The 20332-nt window shown below is 36.5% G+C and carries 18 protein-coding genes; 13 read left to right on the top strand and 5 right to left on the bottom strand.

What is annotated here, in order from left to right; all coding sequences use genetic code 11:
- Positions 1–169 precede the first annotated feature (169 nt).
- The 4 genes from cdaA (at position 170) to M2139_RS00880 (ending at position 4367) form a co-directional block, all read left to right on the top strand.
- Complete coding sequence (gene cdaA, locus M2139_RS00895) at positions 170–1081, top strand: diadenylate cyclase CdaA (RefSeq protein WP_280736890.1); 912 nt, start codon at positions 170–172, stop codon at positions 1079–1081.
- Positions 1078–2244, top strand: a complete 1167-nt coding sequence (locus M2139_RS00890) for a CdaR family protein (protein ID WP_280736889.1) — start codon at positions 1078–1080, stop codon at positions 2242–2244. Before cdaA ends, M2139_RS00890 begins: the two co-directional genes overlap by 4 nt.
- A 132-nt stretch (positions 2245–2376) precedes the next feature.
- Positions 2377–3726 carry a phosphoglucosamine mutase gene (gene glmM / locus M2139_RS00885; RefSeq protein ID WP_280736888.1) on the top strand — a complete coding sequence of 450 codons (1350 nt, stop codon included), beginning with the start codon at positions 2377–2379 and terminating at the stop codon, positions 3724–3726.
- 95 nt (positions 3727–3821) lie between these two features.
- Positions 3822–4367: a GNAT family protein gene (locus M2139_RS00880; protein ID WP_280736887.1), complete on the top strand. Its 546-nt coding sequence runs from the start codon at positions 3822–3824 to the stop codon at positions 4365–4367.
- A 72-nt stretch (positions 4368–4439) separates the two neighbouring features.
- Here the strand turns inward: M2139_RS00880 and glmS are convergent, their stop codons facing one another.
- The gene (gene glmS / locus M2139_RS00875) at positions 4440–6248 is read right to left on the bottom strand and encodes a glutamine--fructose-6-phosphate transaminase (isomerizing) (protein ID WP_280736886.1); all 1809 of its coding nucleotides are present in this window, start codon (positions 6246–6248) and stop codon (positions 4440–4442) included.
- Between the two features lie 473 nt (positions 6249–6721).
- Between glmS and M2139_RS00870 the strand changes: the two genes are divergently transcribed.
- The 7 genes from M2139_RS00870 to M2139_RS00840 all read left to right on the top strand — a co-directional run bounded on the left by M2139_RS00870 (position 6722) and on the right by M2139_RS00840 (position 12454).
- Positions 6722–7015, top strand: a complete 294-nt coding sequence (locus M2139_RS00870) for a hypothetical protein (RefSeq protein WP_280736885.1) — start codon at positions 6722–6724, stop codon at positions 7013–7015.
- Positions 7016–7043: 28 nt separating this feature from the next.
- Positions 7044–7994 carry a hypothetical protein gene (locus M2139_RS00865; RefSeq protein ID WP_280736883.1) on the top strand — a complete coding sequence of 317 codons (951 nt, stop codon included), beginning with the start codon at positions 7044–7046 and terminating at the stop codon, positions 7992–7994.
- A gap of 151 nt (positions 7995–8145) precedes the next feature.
- Positions 8146–9429 (top strand): trigger factor, encoded by a 1284-nt coding sequence (gene tig / locus M2139_RS00860; protein ID WP_280736882.1) that lies wholly within the window; start codon positions 8146–8148, stop codon positions 9427–9429.
- Positions 9430–9664: 235 nt separating this feature from the next.
- On the top strand, positions 9665–10915 hold the full coding sequence (gene clpX, locus M2139_RS00855) for an ATP-dependent Clp protease ATP-binding subunit ClpX (protein WP_280736881.1): 1251 nt from the start codon (positions 9665–9667) through the stop codon (positions 10913–10915).
- 86 nt (positions 10916–11001) lie between these two features.
- A complete protein-coding gene (gene yihA, locus M2139_RS00850; protein WP_280736880.1) occupies positions 11002–11583 on the top strand; it encodes a ribosome biogenesis GTP-binding protein YihA/YsxC in 582 nt (193 codons plus the stop codon).
- Between the two features lie 53 nt (positions 11584–11636).
- Positions 11637–12209 carry a flavodoxin family protein gene (locus M2139_RS00845; protein WP_280736879.1) on the top strand — a complete coding sequence of 191 codons (573 nt, stop codon included), beginning with the start codon at positions 11637–11639 and terminating at the stop codon, positions 12207–12209.
- A 14-nt stretch (positions 12210–12223) separates the two neighbouring features.
- Positions 12224–12454, top strand: a complete 231-nt coding sequence (locus M2139_RS00840; RefSeq protein ID WP_280736878.1) for a hypothetical protein — start codon at positions 12224–12226, stop codon at positions 12452–12454.
- Between the two features lie 62 nt (positions 12455–12516).
- Here the strand turns inward: M2139_RS00840 and M2139_RS00835 are convergent, their stop codons facing one another.
- Positions 12517–12672, bottom strand: coding sequence for an SPJ_0845 family protein (locus M2139_RS00835; RefSeq protein WP_280736877.1), 156 nt, complete (start codon positions 12670–12672; stop codon positions 12517–12519).
- A gap of 144 nt (positions 12673–12816) precedes the next feature.
- Between M2139_RS00835 and M2139_RS00830 the strand changes: the two genes are divergently transcribed.
- A complete protein-coding gene (locus M2139_RS00830; RefSeq protein WP_280736876.1) occupies positions 12817–14103 on the top strand; it encodes a hypothetical protein in 1287 nt (428 codons plus the stop codon).
- Positions 14104–14236: 133 nt separating this feature from the next.
- Here M2139_RS00830 and M2139_RS00825 read toward each other — a convergent pair whose 3' ends face one another.
- The 3 genes from M2139_RS00825 to M2139_RS00815 are packed head-to-tail and all read right to left on the bottom strand — an operon-like array spanning position 14237 to position 17833.
- Positions 14237–16132 carry a fructose-specific PTS transporter subunit EIIC gene (locus M2139_RS00825; protein ID WP_280736875.1) on the bottom strand — a complete coding sequence of 632 codons (1896 nt, stop codon included), beginning with the start codon at positions 16130–16132 and terminating at the stop codon, positions 14237–14239.
- A gap of 21 nt (positions 16133–16153) precedes the next feature.
- On the bottom strand, positions 16154–17065 hold the full coding sequence (pfkB, locus tag M2139_RS00820; protein WP_280736874.1) for a 1-phosphofructokinase: 912 nt from the start codon (positions 17063–17065) through the stop codon (positions 16154–16156).
- The gene (locus M2139_RS00815) at positions 17066–17833 is read right to left on the bottom strand and encodes a DeoR/GlpR family DNA-binding transcription regulator (RefSeq protein WP_280736873.1); all 768 of its coding nucleotides are present in this window, start codon (positions 17831–17833) and stop codon (positions 17066–17068) included. It abuts the gene before it with no gap.
- Between the two features lie 221 nt (positions 17834–18054).
- Between M2139_RS00815 and pcrA the strand changes: the two genes are divergently transcribed.
- Complete coding sequence (pcrA, locus tag M2139_RS00810; protein ID WP_280736872.1) at positions 18055–20319, top strand: DNA helicase PcrA; 2265 nt, start codon at positions 18055–18057, stop codon at positions 20317–20319.
- Positions 20320–20332 lie beyond the last annotated feature (13 nt).

Raw genomic sequence — 20332 nt, 5'->3', positions numbered from 1 at the left:
ATTATTTTACTGCTTATTAAAAGAAATTGCCAGAAATAGCTCTATAAAAGAGTTATCTTGCTGTTAAAAAGTCAAATATGTGAAAACTCCTAATGATTTATCGAAAAAAATTCACAAAACTATGTTATAATCTTATTAGAAATCCTATTAAATGGAGATGAGGTTTTTTATGTCATTTGATTTAAGTCGCTGGTTTGATTTACGCCACTGGGAATCATTATTTAATGATAATTTTCTAAGTTTAAATTTTTGGATAAACATTCTTGATATATTAGTTGTTTGGTTTATTGTCTATAAATTAATTCAAATTATGCGCGGAACAAAGGCTGTTCAGCTAATTAAAGGTGTTGCCGTTTTTATTTTAATTAGAATTGTTGCTGAGTATGTAGGACTGCATACTCTATCTTGGTTGATGGACCAAGTCATTACTTATGGAGTAATTGCTACGATTGTCATTTTTCAGCCCGAAGTGCGTCGCGGGTTGGAGCATATGGGGCGCAGTTCCTTATTAATCAACCCTTTACGAAAAGAAGCGCAAGAAGATGAACGCATGATTGCAGCCTATGATAAAGCTATTCAATATATGTCGAAGCGAAAAATCGGAGCTTTAATTGCGATTGCTGGCAATACTGGTTTAGATGATTATATCGAAACAGGGATTCCTTTAGATGCAGATGTTTCTGGGGAATTATTAATTAATATTTTTATCCCCAACACCCCTTTACATGATGGCGCCGTAATCGTCAGAGATGATAAAATTGCTGCCGCTTGTGCTTATTTACCCCTTTCTGAAAGTATGTTAATTCCTAAAGAATTTGGAACTCGGCATCGGGCAGCTGTGGGAATTAGTGAAGTCAGTGATGCGTTAACGATTATTGTTTCTGAAGAAACCGGGAATGTTAGTATTACCGTTAATAATGAGTTTCTAACGGATTTATCCCAAGAGGCTTATCGTAAACTTTTACATGATTATTTATTTGGCGAAGAGCAGTTTGAAAATAAATCTGTTTCTTTAAAAACATCAGCTTGGTTCCGTAAAGCCTTAGATGAATTTATTCATTTAGGAGGGAAACGCAAATGAAAAAGCTGATTGAAAAATGGCAAGAAGCTGATTTTACTTCTCGCTTATTAGCCTTACTTTTTAGTGTAATTTTATTTTTAAATACCAACGGAAATTCTTTACAAGATCGCGTTTATAATCAAACTTATCAGGAGACCATTCAAAATATTCCGATTAGTTTAGTTTATGATTCTAATGATTACTATGTTCATGGCTATGAAACGACTGCGACAGTACGTTTATCAAGTGCTAATCGTGTTCAGTTAGATACTGAAGTCAACGAAGATACTCGTGATTTCAAATTGGTGGCTGATTTAACCGATTTGGAAGAAGGAACTTTTGAAGTTCCTTTGCGAGCTCAAAATTTAAGCAGTGCTGTTTCGGCTGAAGTTGAACCTTTGACGGTGACTGTTACCATTGAAAAACGTGTTTCTCAAAAGGTTGAGGTAGAGCCCGTTATTTCTTCTGAGGCATTGGAAGAGGGTTTTGAAATTGATGATATTACCGTTTCACCTTTGTCAGTGGAAATCATTACTGGTGAAGATACCTTGGCTGCGATTAAGCGGGTAGTGGCTATTGTCGATCCATCAAAAACTGGGGATGAAGATTTTTCTGAAACAGTAAATGTCGAAGCCTTGGATGCCAATGGACAACCTTTAAGTATTTTAGCAAATCCAAATCAAGTAACGGTAGCAGTTCATTTGAAATCACCTAAAAAAGAAGTGGCTTTAAAAGCTAGCATAAAAGGTGAAGAATCACCTGAAACACCAACTCACCGAATTACTTTATCTAAAGAAAAAGTGACGATTATGGGAGCGAAATCGGTGCTAGCTGGCATTGATGAAATTGTGATTCCGATTGATGTTTCTGGTGTAGTAACGACTACTACTCGTTCAATATCTATCCCAACAGGGAATTATCGGGTTTCACCAACAATTATTCAAGTGACGATTACACCGATTTCAGCTGAGAATAGTTCTAATAGCGAATCAGAGGAACCGAGTCGTAATTCTTCAAATACACCACCTGCTAATAGTGGTGGGGACAACGAACACTCTAACACACCGCCAGAAACTAGTGAAACTAAGGAAGAAACACCTGAAACTAGTGAGAGCAGTGCTGAAAGTAATGATGTTGTTGAATCGTCAGATATAGCAAAAGCAATTCCTAATGAAGAGGAATAAGCTTTTAAATTAATGATTATGAATTAGGCAGATAAGCAAACAATTTTATGATTGAATAATCAAAAGGATGATTCAATTGCTAACTTTTAGGATAAGTTTGTTTAACTAGAAATAAGGAGCGAAGTTTTAATTATGGGTAAATATTTCGGTACAGATGGTGTCAGAGGCGTAGCCAATAAAGAGTTGACACCTGAATTAGCATTTAAACTTGGACGTTGTGGCGGGTATGTATTAAGTCAGCACGAAGAAAAACGACCACGGGTTTTAGTCGGTAGAGATACCAGAATTTCTGGTCAAATGTTGGAGCAAGCTTTAATCGCTGGTTTAGTATCGGTGGGAATTGAAGTTTTCCAATTAGGTGTGATTTCCACACCGGGTGTGGCTTATTTAACAAGAGTTCAAAAAGCTTCAGCGGGTGTTATGATTTCAGCTTCACATAATCCAGCAGAAGATAATGGCATTAAATTCTTTGGGGCTGATGGCTTTAAGTTAGTGGATGCGCAAGAATTAGAGATTGAAGCTTTATTAGATGCGGAAGTGGATGAATTGCCACGCCCATCAGCCGAAGGTTTAGGCTCTGTTGATGAGTTTCCAGAAGGTTTATTGAAGTATTCACAATTTTTAGTGCAAACAATCCCTAATGATTTATCGGGCATTAAAGTTTGTTTAGATGCTGCCAATGGCGCAACCGTAACGTCAGTTAATCGCTTATTTGCTGATTTAGAAACTGATTTTTACACAATGGGAACGAATCCAGATGGTTTAAATATCAATGCTGGGGTTGGCTCGACTCATCCCGAAGCTTTAGCGGCTTTTGTTTTAGAAAAAGGTGCTGATGCTGGTTTAGCTTTTGATGGCGATGGCGATCGCATTATTGCAGTTGACGAGTTGGGAAATATTGTTGATGGCGATAAAATTATGTTTATTTGTGGTAAATACTTAAAATCAAAAAATCGTTTGAAAAAAGATACGATTGTTACGACCGTGATGAGTAATTTAGGTTTTCATAAAGCGGTTGAAGCAGAAGGCATGGCAGATGTGATTACTCAAGTTGGGGATCGCTACGTAGTAGAAGAAATGCGTAAGAATGATTACAGTTTTGGTGGGGAACAATCAGGTCATATTCTTTTCTTGGATTACACAACCACAGGTGATGGGATGTTATCAGGGATTCAATTGCTAAATGTTATGAAACAAACTGGTAAGAAATTATCTGAGTTAGCAGCTGAAGTGGCAATTTACCCACAAGAATTAGTTAACATTCGAGTTTCTGATAAAAATGGTGCGATGGAAGTGCCAGCAATTAAAGCTGTGATTGAAGAAGCGGAAGCTGAAATGAATGGAGAAGGTCGCATTTTGGTACGTCCTTCAGGAACGGAACCGCTGCTAAGAATTATGGCTGAAGCGCCTACTCACGGTCAAGTTGATTACTATGTAGAAAAAATCGCTGCTGTTGTTCGCCGCGAAATTGGTTTAGATTAAAATAATTTCCCTTCAATTTTAAGTGTCTACTTTGCTAAATTGGAGGGAATTTTTGTAATTAAAAATAATGTTGCTATTTAAAAGGAGGATTAACAATGGAAAATTATTTAAGCTTAAAAGTAACTGAGGAAATTTGTTTGGTTCATCCAGAATTGACATCAGCCGAAGTGATATTTAATTTGATTGATAGCGATCGTGAGCATTTAGCAGAATTTTTAGATTTTATTAACACTACAACGAAAGTTGAAGATGAACGGGATTTTTTGAAAATGAAATTAACTGGCTGTGCGCAAGGAACAGATCGGATGTATTTAATTGCTTATCAAGATGAAATTGTTGGTTGCCTTGATTTACATTTTATTAATCAAGAATATAAAAAAGCGGAAATTGGTTACTGGATTCATTCAACTGCTACTCGTAAAGGGATTGTTTCTCAATGTGTCAAAACTGTTTTAAGGATTGCTTTTGAAGACCTGAGTTTGAATAAGGTTATCTTGCGGGCTGATGTTGAAAACATGGGAAGTAATGGCGTGGCGATGAGTTGTGGTTTTACGCTTGAGGGAACTGAGCGAGCAGCGGTTTTCTTCCGCGAAAGATTTCATGATATGAATGTTTATAGTATTTTAAAATCAGAGTTTTAAACATACATTGAAAATAGCCAATTGCTTGTCGAGACCGTTGACGAAGCAATTGGCTATTTTACTACAATTTATTTATTCCACAGTAACTGATTTTGCTAAATTGCGGGGTTTATCAACATCGTAACCCCGTTGTAAAGTAGCAAAATAAGCAATTAATTGGGTAGGCACCACACTAACTAAGGCTGATAAAAGTGGATGCACGCTAGCTAAAATAATTTGGTCTGTTGCCATAGCTAATTCTTCAGTTGCAATCACCAAAGTTTTAGCCCCACGACTTTCAACTTCTCGCAGATTTCCACGTGTATGAGGTGCAGTTATCGGATTAGTGATGAGAGCAATGACGGGCGTATCTTCTTCAATTAAGGCAATCGTGCCGTGTTTTAATTCGCCAGCTGCAAAACCTTCTGCTTGAATATAAGAAATTTCTTTGAGTTTTAAAGCGGCTTCTAAAGATACATAATAATCACAACCGCGGCCAATATAAAAAGCATTGCCGGTTGTCGCTAAATATTCTATCACTAGCTGGTTAATCAAATTTTTTTCAGTGATGATTGCTTCCATGCCGTTAGCTGCAATACTCAATTCTTGCAAGATGTCAAAAGCATAAGCTTCAGGGATGCTTTTCTTTTCACCTAAGGCTTTCGTTAAAAGCGCTATTACGCTAATTTGAGCAGTGTAAGCTTTGGTAGAAGCTACTGCGATTTCTGGCCCTGCGTTTAACAACAGTGTATATTGAGCTTCGCGGGATAAGGTAGAGCCAGCGACGTTAGTAATGGTTAATGCCGGGTGCTGTAGTTGGTTAATTTTAACTAATACTTGGCGACTATCAGCAGTTTCGCCACTTTGACTTAAAAAGATAAAGAAAGGTTTTTTAGCAAGTAAAGGCAGATTATAACCAAATTCACTAGCTAAATGAACTTCAACCGGCGTTTCGCTTAAGGTTTCAAAGAGTTGTTTGCCCACCCAGCCAGCATTGTAGCTAGTTCCACAAGCGATAATATAAATCCGCTCAGCTTCCGCCATTGCTTGTAGGAGCTGTTCATCAATCGTGATTTCTTGTTGTTGATTTGTATAAGTTTGCACAATTTTTCTGATAACAGTTGGCTGTTCTTCAATTTCTTTCAACATATAGTAAGGATAAGTTCCCTTTTCAAGGTCAGTTAAATCAATTTCGGCTGTAAAAGCTTCGCGGGTAAGATGCTGACCTTCACTGTTTTCAATGGAAACAGCTGTAGCAGTTACAATCACCATTTCGCCATCATTGATTTCAAGAAATTGATTAGTTTCCGTCAACATAGCCATGGCATCACTGCAAATTACGTTAAAGTTATCGCCTAAGCCGATTAGCAAAGGACTTTTATTTTTAGCGACGTAAATGGTTTGGCAATCTTCTTTATCAATTAAAGCAAAAGCGTAAGAGCCAGCGATGACAGTTAAAGCTTTTTTGAAAGCTGCTTTGGTGGTCAAACCTTGATTAACTAAAGTTTCGATTAAATGAACAACGATTTCTGTATCGGTTTCTCCTTGAAATTGTTGCCCTTGTAAATAAGTTTCTTTCAGTTGATAATAATTTTCAATCACGCCGTTATGAACTAAAACGAAGCGTTGATTTTCAGAAGTGTGAGGGTGAGCGTTGACCTCGTTAGCCACACCGTGAGTTGCCCATCGAGTATGCCCGATACCGATAGTTCCTGTTACAACTGGCGTGATTTTTTCAGCTAAGTCTTTAATGCGGCCTTGCGATTTAATTAAATGATTATGAGCACCGTCACTGACAAAAATGCCAGCGGAGTCATAACCACGATATTCCAATTTTTGCAATCCTTGAAGGAGCACTTCGGTTGCATTTTCTTTTCCAATAATTCCGACTATTCCACACATAAATCAAAATCCTACTTTCGACTATTTTTTAGTATTTTTACTTAAAAAAGCGTATCTTTTATTAAGTAAAGCTTGATTTTTGTGTTTCTGCTGCGGGATAGATTTTTTGTTTTTTTCTTTCGAAAAGTTTTTAGATCTATCTGTAGAGTGCAGTCCCTAGAGCCATCCGCCGAATATTTCGATAAACTCTTTCCTCGTCCCCGACGAATCATCGGGCAGGCGCTATTCCGATTGGTCTAACAAACCTCCTGCTTTTTTATTTTCAGAAACATTAATAATGATAATCTGTTCATCTCGTTTTGTCAAATGATAATTTAAATATTTGAATAATTGGTCTAGTCATTTCGCTAGAAGCAGAATTTATAAAATTGTAGTAAGTTTGCTTGTCAGTTGATATAAAAATAAGCAATTTTGATGTTTTTTCGGTATAATAGGAATACTAAATATTTCAAATGAATGGTGGAGGTCGTACTATGGAAAATCAAGCACCAGTAATTACTTTAAAAGAATTAAAAGCTAAACTTGTTGAGTTGGAGCAAGTGCATCAGTTAACGGATGATACAAAAATTTTTCTGGATACTGGCTGGGATAGCGTACAAGAGATTTCACCGGAAGCTGTTTCGGTAGAATCTGTCTTGCGTTTCAAGATTGCTGATCCGGTTTCTCAAGATGTTTTTGTTGGCTATTCTTTAAAAGAAAAAGCCAAAGCAGTTGATAAAGGCGAAACTAGTGAAGAACAAGCGCTGATTATTCGTAATTTATATTAGAAAATAAAAAAAGTAGGAGCTATTATTTATGAAGCAAGTAGAGTTCCCCAATGATTATGAAGATTTTTTACGTTTGGGGGAGGGGGCAGTTGCGGCTGGCGATTTATTACTAGCCATTCAGCATTATCAAGCGGCCTATCAAATTGGGGCGACGTTTTCTTTAAATTATATCTTGGTAAACCTGTTAATCGAAGTTGGCGAAAATCAAAAAGCTTATACTTTAGCAGGCGATTTTCCTCAAGAATATTTAGCTGAAACGGACACTTTTAAAACTTATTGGCAATTGTTAATTTTAAATCGGCAGTTTTTAGAAGCGCGCAAATGGCTGTTATATTTTCAACGGCAAGAAAAATACGAAGATTTTCTAACGATAGCGCAGCAACAATTAGCCGAAGCGGAAGCTTATGTTTTGAAATTTGAAAAACAGCGGATTCAACGTTTGTTAACTCTGACTGATGATTTAGCAACAGTTAGTCTTAATCAGCAATTTGCCCGTATTAAAGAATTAAAAGAATTACCTTATGAAAAATTCATCCAAGTGAGCCGCAAATTATTGATTCAGCCAGAATTAAATTATTTTAGTCGCTTACGCTTGGTAGAAGATTTAGTAGAAATCGCTGCTAATCAAGAAATCGACTTTCTTTGGTACAACGGTGAAATCAAAACTCTTTTACCAAAAGCCATGACCATGCCAGCTGAGGTAGCCAATTATTTAGCTAGTGCGAAGCTTTTAAGGGAAGCCCTTGAAGATGATAATCCGGTGATGCTACCAGCCTTATTAGATGAGTTGAAGCTACATTTTGCGATTGTATATCCTTTTAGTGATGAAGTCTTTACGCAGCCACAATTAATCGTTGCTAGTTACTTGGCGGATTATCAGTTGGCAGATGTCGATGAAGCTTTGCTTTTTTCACCTGCTGGTCAAGCTTTGCAAGCTCAAAAACAAAAATTGCGGGAGTTTACCTTAAATTTTAATTAAAGAATAGCAATTTTTAATCAATATCGGCGAAAAAAAGCAATCTTCCATTGTAAAAATGTTTACAATTTTCAAGGCTTAGTGTACTATTTAAAGGTATGCAGAAAATAATGTATGTATCATAAAATTAATAGATATTTCGGAGGGAAATTTAATGACTGCTAAGTGGGAAAAAAAAGGCACAAACGATGGTGTGCTAACATTCTCTATTGAAAGTTCAGAAATCGAAAAAGGCTTAACAACTGCCTTTAATAAAGTTAAAGGAAACTTAAATGTTCCTGGCTTCCGTAAAGGAAAAGTTACCCGTGCTGTTTTCAACAGAATGTACGGCGAAGAAGCATTGTTTGAAGATGCTTTAAACGCAGCTTTACCAGCCGCTTATGAAGCAGCAGTTGAAGAAGCTGGTATTACACCAGTTGCGCAACCAAAAATCAATGTTGAAAGCATGGAAAAAGGGAAACCTTGGGAAATCAGTGCTGAAGTAATCGTAAAACCTGAAGTTAAATTAGGCGATTATAAAGATTTAGAAGTTGCTAAACAAGACCGTGAAGTTTCTGAAGCAGACGTTGAAGAACGTTTGCAAAAAGAACAAGCAGCTAATGCTGAATTAGTACTTAAAGAAGACGAAGCAGCAGCTGAAGGCGATACAACTGTTATCGACTTTGAAGGATTTGTTGGAGATGAAGCGTTTGAAGGCGGTAAAGGTGAAAATTATTCACTAGAACTTGGTTCAGGTTCATTCATTCCTGGTTTTGAAGAACAATTAGTTGGTCATAAAGCTGGCGAAGACGTAGATGTTACCGTTACTTTCCCAGAAGACTACCAAGCAGCTGACTTAGCTGGTAAAGAAGCAATCTTCAAAGTTAAAATCCATGAAGTAAAAGCTAAAGAATTACCTGAATTAGACGATGAATTTGCTAAAGATATTGACGATGAAGTTGAAACTTTAGCAGAATTAAAAGAAAAATATCTTAAAGAATTAACTGAACAAAAAGAGGACGCAGCTGAAGAAGCTCGCGACGAAGAAGCTTTACAAAAAGCTGTTGACAATGCAGAAATCGTAGAATTACCACATGAAATGGTTCACGATGAAGTTCACCGTGCCATGAATGAATTCTTAGGTAACATGCAACGTCAAGGAATCAATCCTGAAATGTATTACCAAATTACTGGTACTTCAGAAGCTGATTTGCATAAACAATTTGAAGGCGAAGCGGATGCTCGCGTTAGAACTAACTTAGTTCTTGAAGCAATCGTAGCAGCTGAAAAATTTGAAGCAACTGAAGCTGAACTTGAAGCAGAAGTTAAAGATTTAGCTGAACAATATGGTATGCCAGTTGAGCAAGTACAAAACGTACTTTCACCAGATATGTTAGCTCATGACATTAACATGAAAAAAGCGATTGAATTAATTACAAGTACTGCTAAAGAAGTCTAAGACTTTTGGGACTAAGCAAGAAGTTTTGAAAAAAACTACTGCTTAGTCCTTTCTTAACTGATATGCTCTAAAGAAATGACTTTGGAATGTTGCTACTTTTTTTATTTGTTTAGTCTTTAATAGCGTAGACAAAATTAATTAAGTTGCTGGCAAAGTCTTTTTCTTTCTGGTTTTCTATGATATGATAGAGCAAGATTTAAAAGCTTAAATCGAAAATGCGTTAGGTGGTGAAGGTGTGTACGATAACACTGACGGAAGCGATACAGTTCGTTGTTCTTTTTGTGGAAAAATGCAAGAAGAAGTAAAGAAAATCGTTGCAGGACCTGGTGTCTATATTTGTAATGAGTGTATCGATTTGTGTAAAGAGATTATTGATGAAGAGTTTTATGATGAAGACGAAAATGTGATGATTGAAGTTCCTAAACCTCAAGAAATCCTAAATATTTTAGATATGTACGTGATTGGTCAAGAGCGTGCGAAACGCGCCTTGTCAGTAGCTGTTTATAATCATTATAAGCGAGTGAATCAGCAAGAAAATGAGCATCATGATGATGTGGAATTGCAAAAAAGTAATATTTGTTTAATCGGACCAACAGGTTCTGGTAAAACATTTTTAGCGCAATCTTTAGCTAGAACATTAAATGTTCCTTTTGCAATTGCTGATGCAACGAGCTTAACAGAAGCGGGGTATGTTGGGGAAGATGTTGAAAACATCTTACTAAAACTTTTACAAGCCGCTGATTATAATGTTGAGCGAGCTGAACAAGGGATTATTTATATTGATGAAATTGATAAAATTGCTCGTAAAAGCGAAAATGTTTCAATCACCCGAGATGTTTCCGGTGAAGGCGTGCAACAAGCTTTACTGAAAATTTTAGAAGGTACGGTTGCGAGTGTGCCACCTCAAGGAGGCAGAAAGCATCCTCATCAAGAATTTATTCAAATCGACACAACCAATATTTTATTTATTGTTGGTGGTGCTTTTGACGGAATTGAAACGATTGTTAGAAACCGCCTTGGTGAAAAGACAATTGGTTTTGGAACAACAAATAAAAAATTGGATGAGAATGAAAGCATTATGCAACATATCATTCCTGAAGATTTATTGAAATTTGGTTTGATTCCAGAATTTATTGGTCGGATACCAGTAATGGCTGCTTTGGATAAATTAACAACGGAAGATTTGGTACGAATTTTAACTGAGCCGAAAAATGCTTTAGTAAAACAATACCAAAAATTATTAGCTCTTGATGATACTGAGTTGGAATTTGAAACAGCCGCTTTAGAAACGATTGCTAACAAAGCCATTGAGCGCAATACTGGTGCCCGTGGTTTACGTTCAATTATTGAAGATATTATGATGGACATCATGTTTGATATTCCATCAGATGATACGATTGAAAAAGTTGTCATCAATAAAGCAGCAGCTGACGGTGAAGGTGAACCAACTATTTACTATAGTGGCGAAACGAAAAAAGCCGGCTAATGATTTGTTTTTAAAAAAGACAGAAAGCGGTGCTTAACAGCTTCTGTCTTTTTTTCGTAGAAAAATATGAGCAAGGAGGAAAAATGATGGATGTACATAATGCTGAGATAATTATTAGTGCGGTTGAACCGAAACAATATCCAGAAACTAATTTGCCAGAAATTGCTTTGGCAGGCCGTTCTAATGTGGGAAAATCTTCTTTTATCAATACTTTAATTAACCGTAAAAATTTAGCCCGGACATCTGGGAAACCAGGAAAAACCCAAACGCTAAACTTTTATTTAATTGAAAACCAATTACATTTTGTGGATGTGCCTGGTTATGGCTACGCTAAAGTTTCAAAAACCGAAAGAGCTAAATGGGGCAAGATGATTGAAACTTATATGACTCAAAGAGAACAGCTGAAAGCAGTGGTTTCTTTGGTTGATGCCCGCCATGAACCTTCGAAAGAAGATGTGCAAATGTATCAGTTTTTGAAATACTATGAAATTCCAGTAATTGTTGTCGCGACAAAAATTGATAAAATTCCTCGGGGAAAATGGAATAAACACGAAAGTATTATCAAAAAAGCTTTAGATTTTGATAATAACGATCAATTTGTCATGTTTTCTTCCGAAACAAAAGCTGGTAAAACTGAAGCTTGGCAGGCAATTGAATCTTATTTATAGAAATAATAACCAAACATAATGTTAACCTCTAGTAAAGGTGTGAAGGATGAATAATGAAAACTCTTGTTTTAAATGGTTCTCCTCATAGAAAAGGAGATACGGCAGCGTTATTATCTGAACTGTGTAAAAATTTAGATGGTAGTATTGATGTTTTTTCAGCTTATCATGATCAAATCCAACCTTGTGATGATTGTCGTCAATGCTGGAAAAAAGCCACTTGTCGCTTAGATGACAAAATGCAAGAGCTATACCAAAAGATTAATGAGTATGATAACGTGATTATTGCTTCTCCGTTATATTTTTCTGAATTGTCAGATTCTTTAATAAGCATGTGCAGCAGATTTCAATATTTTTGGATTTCACGCTTTTTTAAAGAAAAAGAGTTGGTAAATAAGTTGAAGAACGGTGTACTAATAATTGTTGGTGCTGGTGATGGAACGACTGTTAACGCCGAAAAAACAGCAGAAATTATTTTTAGGCATTTAAAAACAACTTGCATTGGTCAGATTTTTTCTCTAAACACTAGTAAGTTAGCAGCAAAAAATGACTTGGTAGCATTAAAAAAAGCTGAAGATTTAGCCGTTAGATTAAATCAGCTATACCTAGAAGAGTCTTTAGGAGAGTAAGAAGGAGTTTACTTATGAGCCTAGAAAAATTAGTTACCGAAAAGGCCTTTACTTTTGAAGAGAAAAATGATGGCAAAGTCTTTATTTATCACTACGGTAAACAAGTAATGATTCTTAAAGGGGAAAAAGCTAGTCGTTTTTTAAAACGCTTGAATCACGGGACAGATGAAGAAATCCAACTGGCTTTAGCAAAAGTGACAGGCAATTTTAAAAGAGGTAACGAAAAGTTGGTAAACAGAAAATAGCCTATTTGAAACGAAAAAAAGCACAAGTGAGTAGATGACTACCCATTTGTGCTTTTTGCTAATTATTTCATAATTTTTTTCTTTTTTTCTTCTTCCTCTTGATTAGGTTTTAAGAATTGGTTGATTTCTTCATCAGGTGCTACAATTTTGTCAGGATCAATTGCAAACTCAGCAAATAATTTATCTAAATCATCAGTTTTTTCAAATTTTAGAGCCATGTTTTTCACCTCCGCCCGTTTATTTTACCACGAAAAATGTTAAAATGAAAATACTGTCGTTGGCAAAGTGGTTATAATTAGGTACTTGTGAAAAAATTCGTTATAATAAGAGTGAGATAAAGCTTTTTGAAGGATGTGAAAAAGATGGAGAATCAAATTTATTTAGTGAATCAATTGATTGATTTAACTGAGGAAGAGTTACGAAATTACAGTCAAGATTGGTTAGTTTTAGCACGCTTGTTGATTCAGCCAACTTTCTTTCAATTAGCTGATGGCCCAACGGAACTTTTTGAATTAGAACTGGTGCAAGCGTTGTTAGCAGATAGTCAGAGCATCAATCAGCAGTGGTTAACTGTTGGGGATGAGGAAAACGCGCTGATGATTTATTTTTCAGAAGATAAGTTATTAGAAAAAATAATCCTTAACGAAAAAATTTATCAACACCAGCAGAATTTATTGACTGATTATCAAATTCAACGTTTACAAAAGAAGGGTTTATACGGCTACGTCCGCAGTTATCAAGAATATTTAATGAATAATACGCCAGAAATCAGTAAACGCGGTTTATTTGAAAGCACTGAGGAAACGGCTAAACTACCTAAAATGAAAGCTTTAACTGGGGAAGTTATTGTTGATTGCAATCACTTAGCCGGCTATGATATTTTTTACAAAGAGTTATGCTTAACTTCTTGTTGGAAGATGTATTTTACTAAAGCCTATTATTCTTTGTTTTTAAAAGAAATCTTTTTGGATGTTCAACAAGTGGATTCTGTGAAAGAGTTGGAAAATCAACTGATTGAAGTGGTGCTTTTTGCCAATCCTTTTAATTGGCAGCATCCTACTAATCGGCAATTTCAGGAATTATTTCGTAGTCAAATGGGCTTTAATCAAATTGTCTGGAACAATGGTGTGGGAATTTTGCAAGAGCCTTTTATTGAATTTGCGAAGCGTGACCACTGTTTACAAACGGTTCAATATCAAAATAGCCGTTTGCAACCTGTGCCTAAAAGTAATGCCACGCATTTTGTAACCCGTAGCTATGATTTAATTAAAGAAGCTTATGGTGAGCGCCGGGTTTTTGGCGCTTTAAATGCTCAGGCTTATTTTCCTTGGGTAGATGAAAAGGGTACCGGGATGATGAATTACAAAGTGTTAAATCCGCAATTGACCTTAGATGAGGGATTAGCAGCTTATGAATACTATATTCGTTCCCACTTAGAGATTAAAGTGAAAGATGAGCAATATCAAAAATATACGCCAATTTTACAACTATTTATCCCGGAAGAGCAATTCGATTCTTTACCTTTAACGCCATTAAAAGAGCGTTTAGCTGATGTGACAATCGGCCGAACTCAAAAGATGCGGGAAGGTATTCGGCTTGATTTGAAAAAAGGGGAAAATCATTTACAAGTTTTATTTTTAAGTCAATAAAATATGAAACGTCTGCAACAACCGAAATTCAGTTAATAGTTGAAAGTAAAAACAGCTTCTTCATTGATGATTAACCCAAAGTCTTTTGGGAAACTTATCAATTGAAGAAGCTGTTTTTTAGTTTTTAGTTAAATTAATTACTTTTTTTCAATAAGCCTAGTAAAACACCAGAAATGATAGAACCAATTAAAATGAAAAGTAAATATAAGAAAGGATTACTTAATAGGAAAACTACGAAAATACCACCATGGGGCGCTAATAATTTAATCCCAAAACCACCAACTAAAGCGCCAGCAATTGCTGAACCAGCCACGAAACTTGGAATGGTTCTTAATGGATCTGCCGCCGCAAAAGGAATCGCGCCTTCAGTTACAAAAGATAGCCCCATAATAATATTGGTTAAACCAGCATCTTGTTCATCTTTTGAAAATTTATTTTTAAACAAGCGAGTAGCTACGAAAATTGCTAATGGTGGTACCATGCCACCAGCCATAACTGCTGCCATTACCACGCTACCGCCATCAGCGACAGTAGTAGCTAAAGTTGCTGTACCGAAAACATAAGCGGCTTTATTAACTGGTCCACCTAAGTCAACCGCCATCATCCCTGCAAGTAGCGCCCCTAGCAAAGCGGCGTTACCACCACTTAAACTGGTCAAGAAATTGTTAAAAGCGGTATTAATGGCACTCATTGGCATATTGACTAAAAACATTAAGAAACCAGTAATTAGCAAACCGAAAACCGGATAGAAGAGAATGGCTTTAATACCATCAAGCGATTTTGGTAAACCACTAAAGACTTTTCGTAAAAAGACAATGACATAGCCGGCGATAAAACCGCCGATTAAAGCACCAAGGAAACCAGCGCCGCCCGCATTAGCTAAGGCACCAGCCGCAAAACCAGCCACTAAACCAGGGCGGTCACTAATACTTGAAGCGATAAAACCAGCTAAGACAGGTAACATAAAGCCGAAAGCGGCACTACCAATTTGATTAAAATAACTAGCAAGTTGGTTGTAGCTTCCTAAGCTAGCTAACGAATCTTGCGGCACGCCCAACAGTTGGTCAATCATAAAGGAAAGTGCAATGGCAATCCCACCACCGATAACAAAAGGTAGCATATGGGAAACACCGTTCATTAAATCTTTATAGATTTTTTGACCGACAGAACCTTCAGCTTGATTATCGTTTTCATTGCTGGCGTTATTATCCCCATGATAAATAGGGGCTTTACCACTTAAAGCTAAAGTGATTAATTCTTCAGTTTTACGAATGCCATCACTAACTGGACGATTAACTAAAGGTTTACCATCAAAACGGTTCATTTCAACATTTTTATCTGCGGCAATAATTACTGCATCCGCTTTAGCGATTTCTTCGGCAGTTAAGCGATTTTTAATGCCTTCAGAACCATTGGTTTCAACTTTAATTGCCACGCCCATTTCTTTAGCTTTTTGTTTTAAAGCATCTTCTGCCATATAAGTGTGGGCGATTCCAGTTGGGCAGGCGGTTACGGCAACAATATATTTTTGATTTTCGCTAACAACTGCTTCTGATTCTGTTGCTTGAGCTTTTTCTAATTCAGCTTCATTAAATAAGGCTTGAACTTCTTCAGGAGTTTTTACTAATTTTAATTTGGCAACGAAATTAGCATTAACTAGCTGACGAGATAGTGCTGCTAAAGCTTGCAAGTGAGTGTCGTTAGCCCCTTCTGGAGCAGCAATCATAAAGAATAAATACGTGGGTTGACCATCTAAAGCATCATAATCAACACCTTTAGCACTTTTGGCAAAAAGCACCGTTGCTTCTTTAACAGCAGCATTCTTAGCATGAGGCATAGCGATGCCATCACCTAAACCGGTTGAAGTTTGCGCTTCACGAGCTAAAATCCCCGCTTTATAAGTATCAATATCAGAAATTCTACCCGCTGCATACATTTTTGCCACCATTTCATCAATGGCTCCTTGCTTATCAGTCGCTTGCAAGTCCATAATCATCGCATCTTTAACTAATAAATCAGTAATTTTCATTTTATTTTCCTCCTTTTTTCATTAAAGTTTAGTAATTTCAACTTTTGGTAATAATTCTTCGATAAAAGTAGCCGTGGCTAAATCGTCAGAAAAGGCGGTAGCACTACCACAGGCTACGCCCCAGCGAAAAGCTTCGACTGGATTTTGATTAAGGGAATAGCTACCAATAAATCCGGCAATCATTGAATCGCCAGCACCCACGGAATTTTTAACGGTTCCTTTTAACACATTCGCTTGATAAGTTCCGTTTGGGGTAAAAAGCAATGCGCCATCACCAGCCATTGAAATAATGGCATTTTGCGCGCCAGCTTTTAATAATTTTTGACCATAAGGAATAATGTCAGCAATCGTTGTTAAAGTTGTTTGATATAATTCGGCTAACTCCTGAGTGTTCGGTTTAATTAATAAAGGTTGTGAGGGGAGAACCGCCTGCAAATCTTTACCCGTAGTATCAATGACAAAGGTAGCTTGCTTTTCTTTAATGATTTCAATTAAGCTTTGATAAAAAAATTGCGGTAAACTACTTGGATAACTGCCTGATAAAACGACAATATCGTCTTTAGTAATTTTAGCTAAGCTAGCTTTTAAATTTTGAATTTCAGCTTCAGAAATAGTTGGGCCTAAACCATTTATTTCCGTTTCAGCTGCTGATTTCAATTTAATATTAATGCGAGTGTCGGCTTGAACTTTTGTAAAGTCAGTATTGATTTTTTCTTGAACTAACCAATCATGAATGAAATCACCAGTAAAGCCGCCTAAAAAACCTAGAGCGGTTGAAGCAATCCCCATTCTACTTAAAATTCGCGAAACGTTAATACCTTTTCCGCCAGGTAATTTGAAATCTTTTTCCATGCGATTGAGTTCCCCTAATTGCAAATCTTTCACATGAACAATAAAGTCAATCGAAGGATTTAGGGTTAAGGTATAAATCATTTATTTTCCTCCTTCCACTGAATTAGCTTCTTTAATTGTAGTAGTGGCTGCAAAAGTTGCTAAATATTCTGGTGGACAATAGTCTGTTAAAATAGTCGCTGACTCTAAATCTAAAACTTTAGTAAAGGTAATGGTATTAAATTTAGTGGCATCAATTAAAACATAAGATTTTTTAGAAGCTTCCATAGCTTCCCGTTTCACAGCAGCTTCTTCAGGGTCAGGGGTACTAAAGCCAAATTGACTATCAGCGCCGTTCATGCCTAAAAAAGCTTTATTAAAGCGTAGTTGTTTTAACTGTTGAATGGCAGTTGTACCTAAAACTGCATCCGTTGTTAACTTAATATTGCCACCTAAAATCATAGTGGGGATGTTCAAATTGACTAATTGAGCGGCGTGGCCAACAGAATTAGTAACAACCGTAATTTGTTTTCCTTGTAGCAAGGGAATCATTTCTAGCGTGGTTGAGCCAGCATCTAAGTAGATGACATCACCTTCATGAATTTCTGCGACGGCTAGTTGAGCGATTTTTTTCTTCTCTTGACTGTTTTTGGAAGATTTATCTTGCATATTTAGTTCAAAAGCTAGTTTTTGATTGATTTTAGCACCACCATGAACACGTTCCAGTAAACCTTCATTCTCTAATTCTTGTAAATCTCTACGAATAGTGGACTCTGAAGCATCTAGTTGCTGCATTAAATCTTGAGTTTTAACGATTGTCTGTGTTGTTAAAAGTTGTAAAATTCTTTCACGACGTTCCTCTGTAAGCATTTGCACCGCCTCCTCATAAAGTATCATAGCATGATTTACTTTATAAATCAACAAAAAACGGTAGAAAACGTCCAAAAACATTCGCTTGTTGATTTTACATCATTCAAAAACATTTTTTTGAGTGGGGTGTTTTTTTAGAACATAAGTTTTGCTATGACCTTTAATTATTGTAGCAATCTTGCTATAATAGAAAAGATTGAAAAGAAGAAAGGACGTTTTTCATGGCTTCCACACAAGAATTGTTGCAAGGAATGAATCCGCGCCAAAAAGATGCGGTTTTACATACAGAAGGACCATTACTTTTAATGGCTGGCGCTGGTAGTGGTAAGACACGGGTCTTAACTCACCGAATTGCTTTTTTAATAGAAGAAAAAGAAATTAATCCCTGGAATATTTTAGCGATTACTTTTACTAATAAAGCTGCCAAAGAAATGAAAGAGCGGGTGAATCGCATCTTGAGTCATGGTGGCGAAGATGTTTGGGTATCAACTTTTCACTCCATGTGCGTTAGAATTTTGCGAAGAGATGTGGATCATATTGGCTATAATCGTAATTTTACGATTGTGGATCCTTCTGAACAGCAAACTTTAATGAAACGGATTTTGAAAGAATTAAATATTGATCCGAAAAAATATGATGCTCGCAGTATTTTAGGGACAATTAGCAACGCTAAGAATAGCTTGCATACTCCGAAAGTTTTTAGTCAATTAGCTGGTAGTTATTACGATGAAGTGGTGGCGAAATGTTATACCCGCTATCAACAAGAGCTGTTAGGCAATCAAGCGATGGATTTTGACGATTTAATTATGTTAACGATTCGTTTGTTTGAAGAAAAACCGGAAGTTTTGAGTTATTATCAAAATAAATTCCGCTATATTCATGTGGATGAATATCAAGATACGAACCACGCGCAATATACTTTAGTTAATTTATTAGCAGATCGCTTTAAAAATCTTTGCGTAGTTGGGGATGCAGATCAAAGTATTTATGGCTGGCGTGGCGCAGATATGCAAAATATTTTAGATTTTGAAAAAGATTATCCTGAGGCTGCCGTAATTTTGTTAGAGCAAAATTATCGCTCAACCCAAAATATTTTAAAAGCTGCCAATCAAGTAATTGAAAATAATCGTAACCGTAAGAAAAAAGATTTATGGACCGAAAATGAACCCGGGGAAAAAATCATTTATTACCGCGGGGAAGATGAACGGGATGAAACTCGCTTTATTGTTGGTCAAATTCAAAAAGAAATGCAAGAAAATCAACGAGGGTACGGTGATTTTGCGGTATTATATCGTACCAATGCGCAGTCACGGGTGATTGAAGAAACTTTACTGAAAGCTAATATGCCTTATAAGATGGTAGGAGGCCACAAATTCTATGATCGTAAAGAAATTAAGGATATTTTGGCTTATTTAACGATTATGGCAAACCCGCAAGACTCTTTGAGTTTTGAAAGAATTATCAATGTACCTAAACGGGGAATCGGACCAAGTTCCGTTGAAAAGTTACGTAATTTTGCCGAATTTCAAGATTATTCTTTATTAGAAGCAGCCGGGCAAAGTTTACTAGCGAATATTAGCGGTAAAGCGGGGCGAGAATTAGCTGGTTTTTATGAAATGATTCAACAAATCACTAAAATGATTCCTTATTTATCCATGACTGAATTAGTTGAAGAAACTTTAGAGCGCAGTGGTTATCGAGCTGAATTAGTTTTGCAAAATAATTTAGAATCCCAAACTCGTTTAGAAAACTTAGAAGAGTTTTTATCAGTGACGAAAGAATTTGATAAACAATTTGAAGCACAAAAAGAAGCCGATGCTGAAATAACCGATGAAAATAAACTGACGACCTTTTTAACAGATTTAGCGCTAGTTTCTGATTTAGATACTTTAGAAGAAGAAACATCCCAAGTTACTTTAATGACTTTACATGCTGCTAAAGGCCTTGAGTTTCCGATTGTTTTCTTGATTGGTATGGAGAATGGTGTTTTCCCACTTTCACGAGCGATGTTAGAAGAAAGCGAATTGGAAGAAGAACGCCGTTTAGCGTATGTGGGGATCACCCGTGCGGAAGAAAAGTTATACTTAACCAATGCTTATAGCCGGACTTTATATGGTCGTACCCAGTATAATCGGCCTTCCCGCTTTATTGATGAAATTGATGAGGACTTGTTAGAAAACTTCGGTCAAGCTTTTACAACAACTGCGCCGGCACAAACCTTTAATCCACGAGTCTTTAAAGAAAACAATGTTGCAAAAACAACTAGTTTTGCTACGCCTGCTAAACCAGCAACGACAAGTAAGATAGCCACGGGTGGCGAAAATGCTGATTGGCAAGTCGGTAGTAAAGTGAAGCATAAAAAGTGGGGAATCGGCACGGTTGTGCGGCTTGGTGGCACAGCTAAAGATATCGAATTAGATATTGCTTTTCCGGAACAAGGTATTAAGCGAGTTTTAGCTGCTTTTGCACCAATTGAAAAAATATAAAAAAGTGAGGTTT

Source organism: Enterococcus sp. PF1-24, assembly GCF_029893325.1.
Taxonomy (GTDB): Bacteria; Bacillota; Bacilli; order Lactobacillales; family Enterococcaceae; genus HY326.
Note: the sequence above shows the minus strand (reverse complement) of the source record. Positions and strands in the feature narration are given on the sequence as shown.

Bases quoted from the DNA above. Each gene is read 5' to 3' on its own strand.
- cdaA (WP_280736890.1), top strand. From the start codon at position 170: ATGTCATTTGATTTAAGTCGCTGGTTTGATTTACGCCACTGGGAATCA.
- M2139_RS00890 (WP_280736889.1), top strand. From the start codon at position 1,078: ATGAAAAAGCTGATTGAAAAATGGCAAGAAGCTGATTTTACTTCTCGC.
- glmM (WP_280736888.1), top strand. From the start codon at position 2,377: ATGGGTAAATATTTCGGTACAGATGGTGTCAGAGGCGTAGCCAATAAA.
- M2139_RS00880 (WP_280736887.1), top strand. From the start codon at position 3,822: ATGGAAAATTATTTAAGCTTAAAAGTAACTGAGGAAATTTGTTTGGTT.
- glmS (WP_280736886.1), bottom strand. From the start codon at position 6,248: ATGTGTGGAATAGTCGGAATTATTGGAAAAGAAAATGCAACCGAAGTG.
- M2139_RS00870 (WP_280736885.1), top strand. From the start codon at position 6,722: ATGGAAAATCAAGCACCAGTAATTACTTTAAAAGAATTAAAAGCTAAA.
- M2139_RS00865 (WP_280736883.1), top strand. From the start codon at position 7,044: ATGAAGCAAGTAGAGTTCCCCAATGATTATGAAGATTTTTTACGTTTG.
- tig (WP_280736882.1), top strand. From the start codon at position 8,146: ATGACTGCTAAGTGGGAAAAAAAAGGCACAAACGATGGTGTGCTAACA.
- yihA (WP_280736880.1), top strand. From the start codon at position 11,002: ATGGATGTACATAATGCTGAGATAATTATTAGTGCGGTTGAACCGAAA.
- M2139_RS00845 (WP_280736879.1), top strand. From the start codon at position 11,637: ATGAAAACTCTTGTTTTAAATGGTTCTCCTCATAGAAAAGGAGATACG.
- M2139_RS00840 (WP_280736878.1), top strand. From the start codon at position 12,224: ATGAGCCTAGAAAAATTAGTTACCGAAAAGGCCTTTACTTTTGAAGAG.
- M2139_RS00835 (WP_280736877.1), bottom strand. From the start codon at position 12,672: ATGGCTCTAAAATTTGAAAAAACTGATGATTTAGATAAATTATTTGCT.
- M2139_RS00830 (WP_280736876.1), top strand. From the start codon at position 12,817: ATGGAGAATCAAATTTATTTAGTGAATCAATTGATTGATTTAACTGAG.
- M2139_RS00825 (WP_280736875.1), bottom strand. From the start codon at position 16,132: ATGAAAATTACTGATTTATTAGTTAAAGATGCGATGATTATGGACTTG.
- pfkB (WP_280736874.1), bottom strand. From the start codon at position 17,065: ATGATTTATACCTTAACCCTAAATCCTTCGATTGACTTTATTGTTCAT.
- M2139_RS00815 (WP_280736873.1), bottom strand. From the start codon at position 17,833: ATGCTTACAGAGGAACGTCGTGAAAGAATTTTACAACTTTTAACAACA.
- pcrA (WP_280736872.1), top strand. From the start codon at position 18,055: ATGGCTTCCACACAAGAATTGTTGCAAGGAATGAATCCGCGCCAAAAA.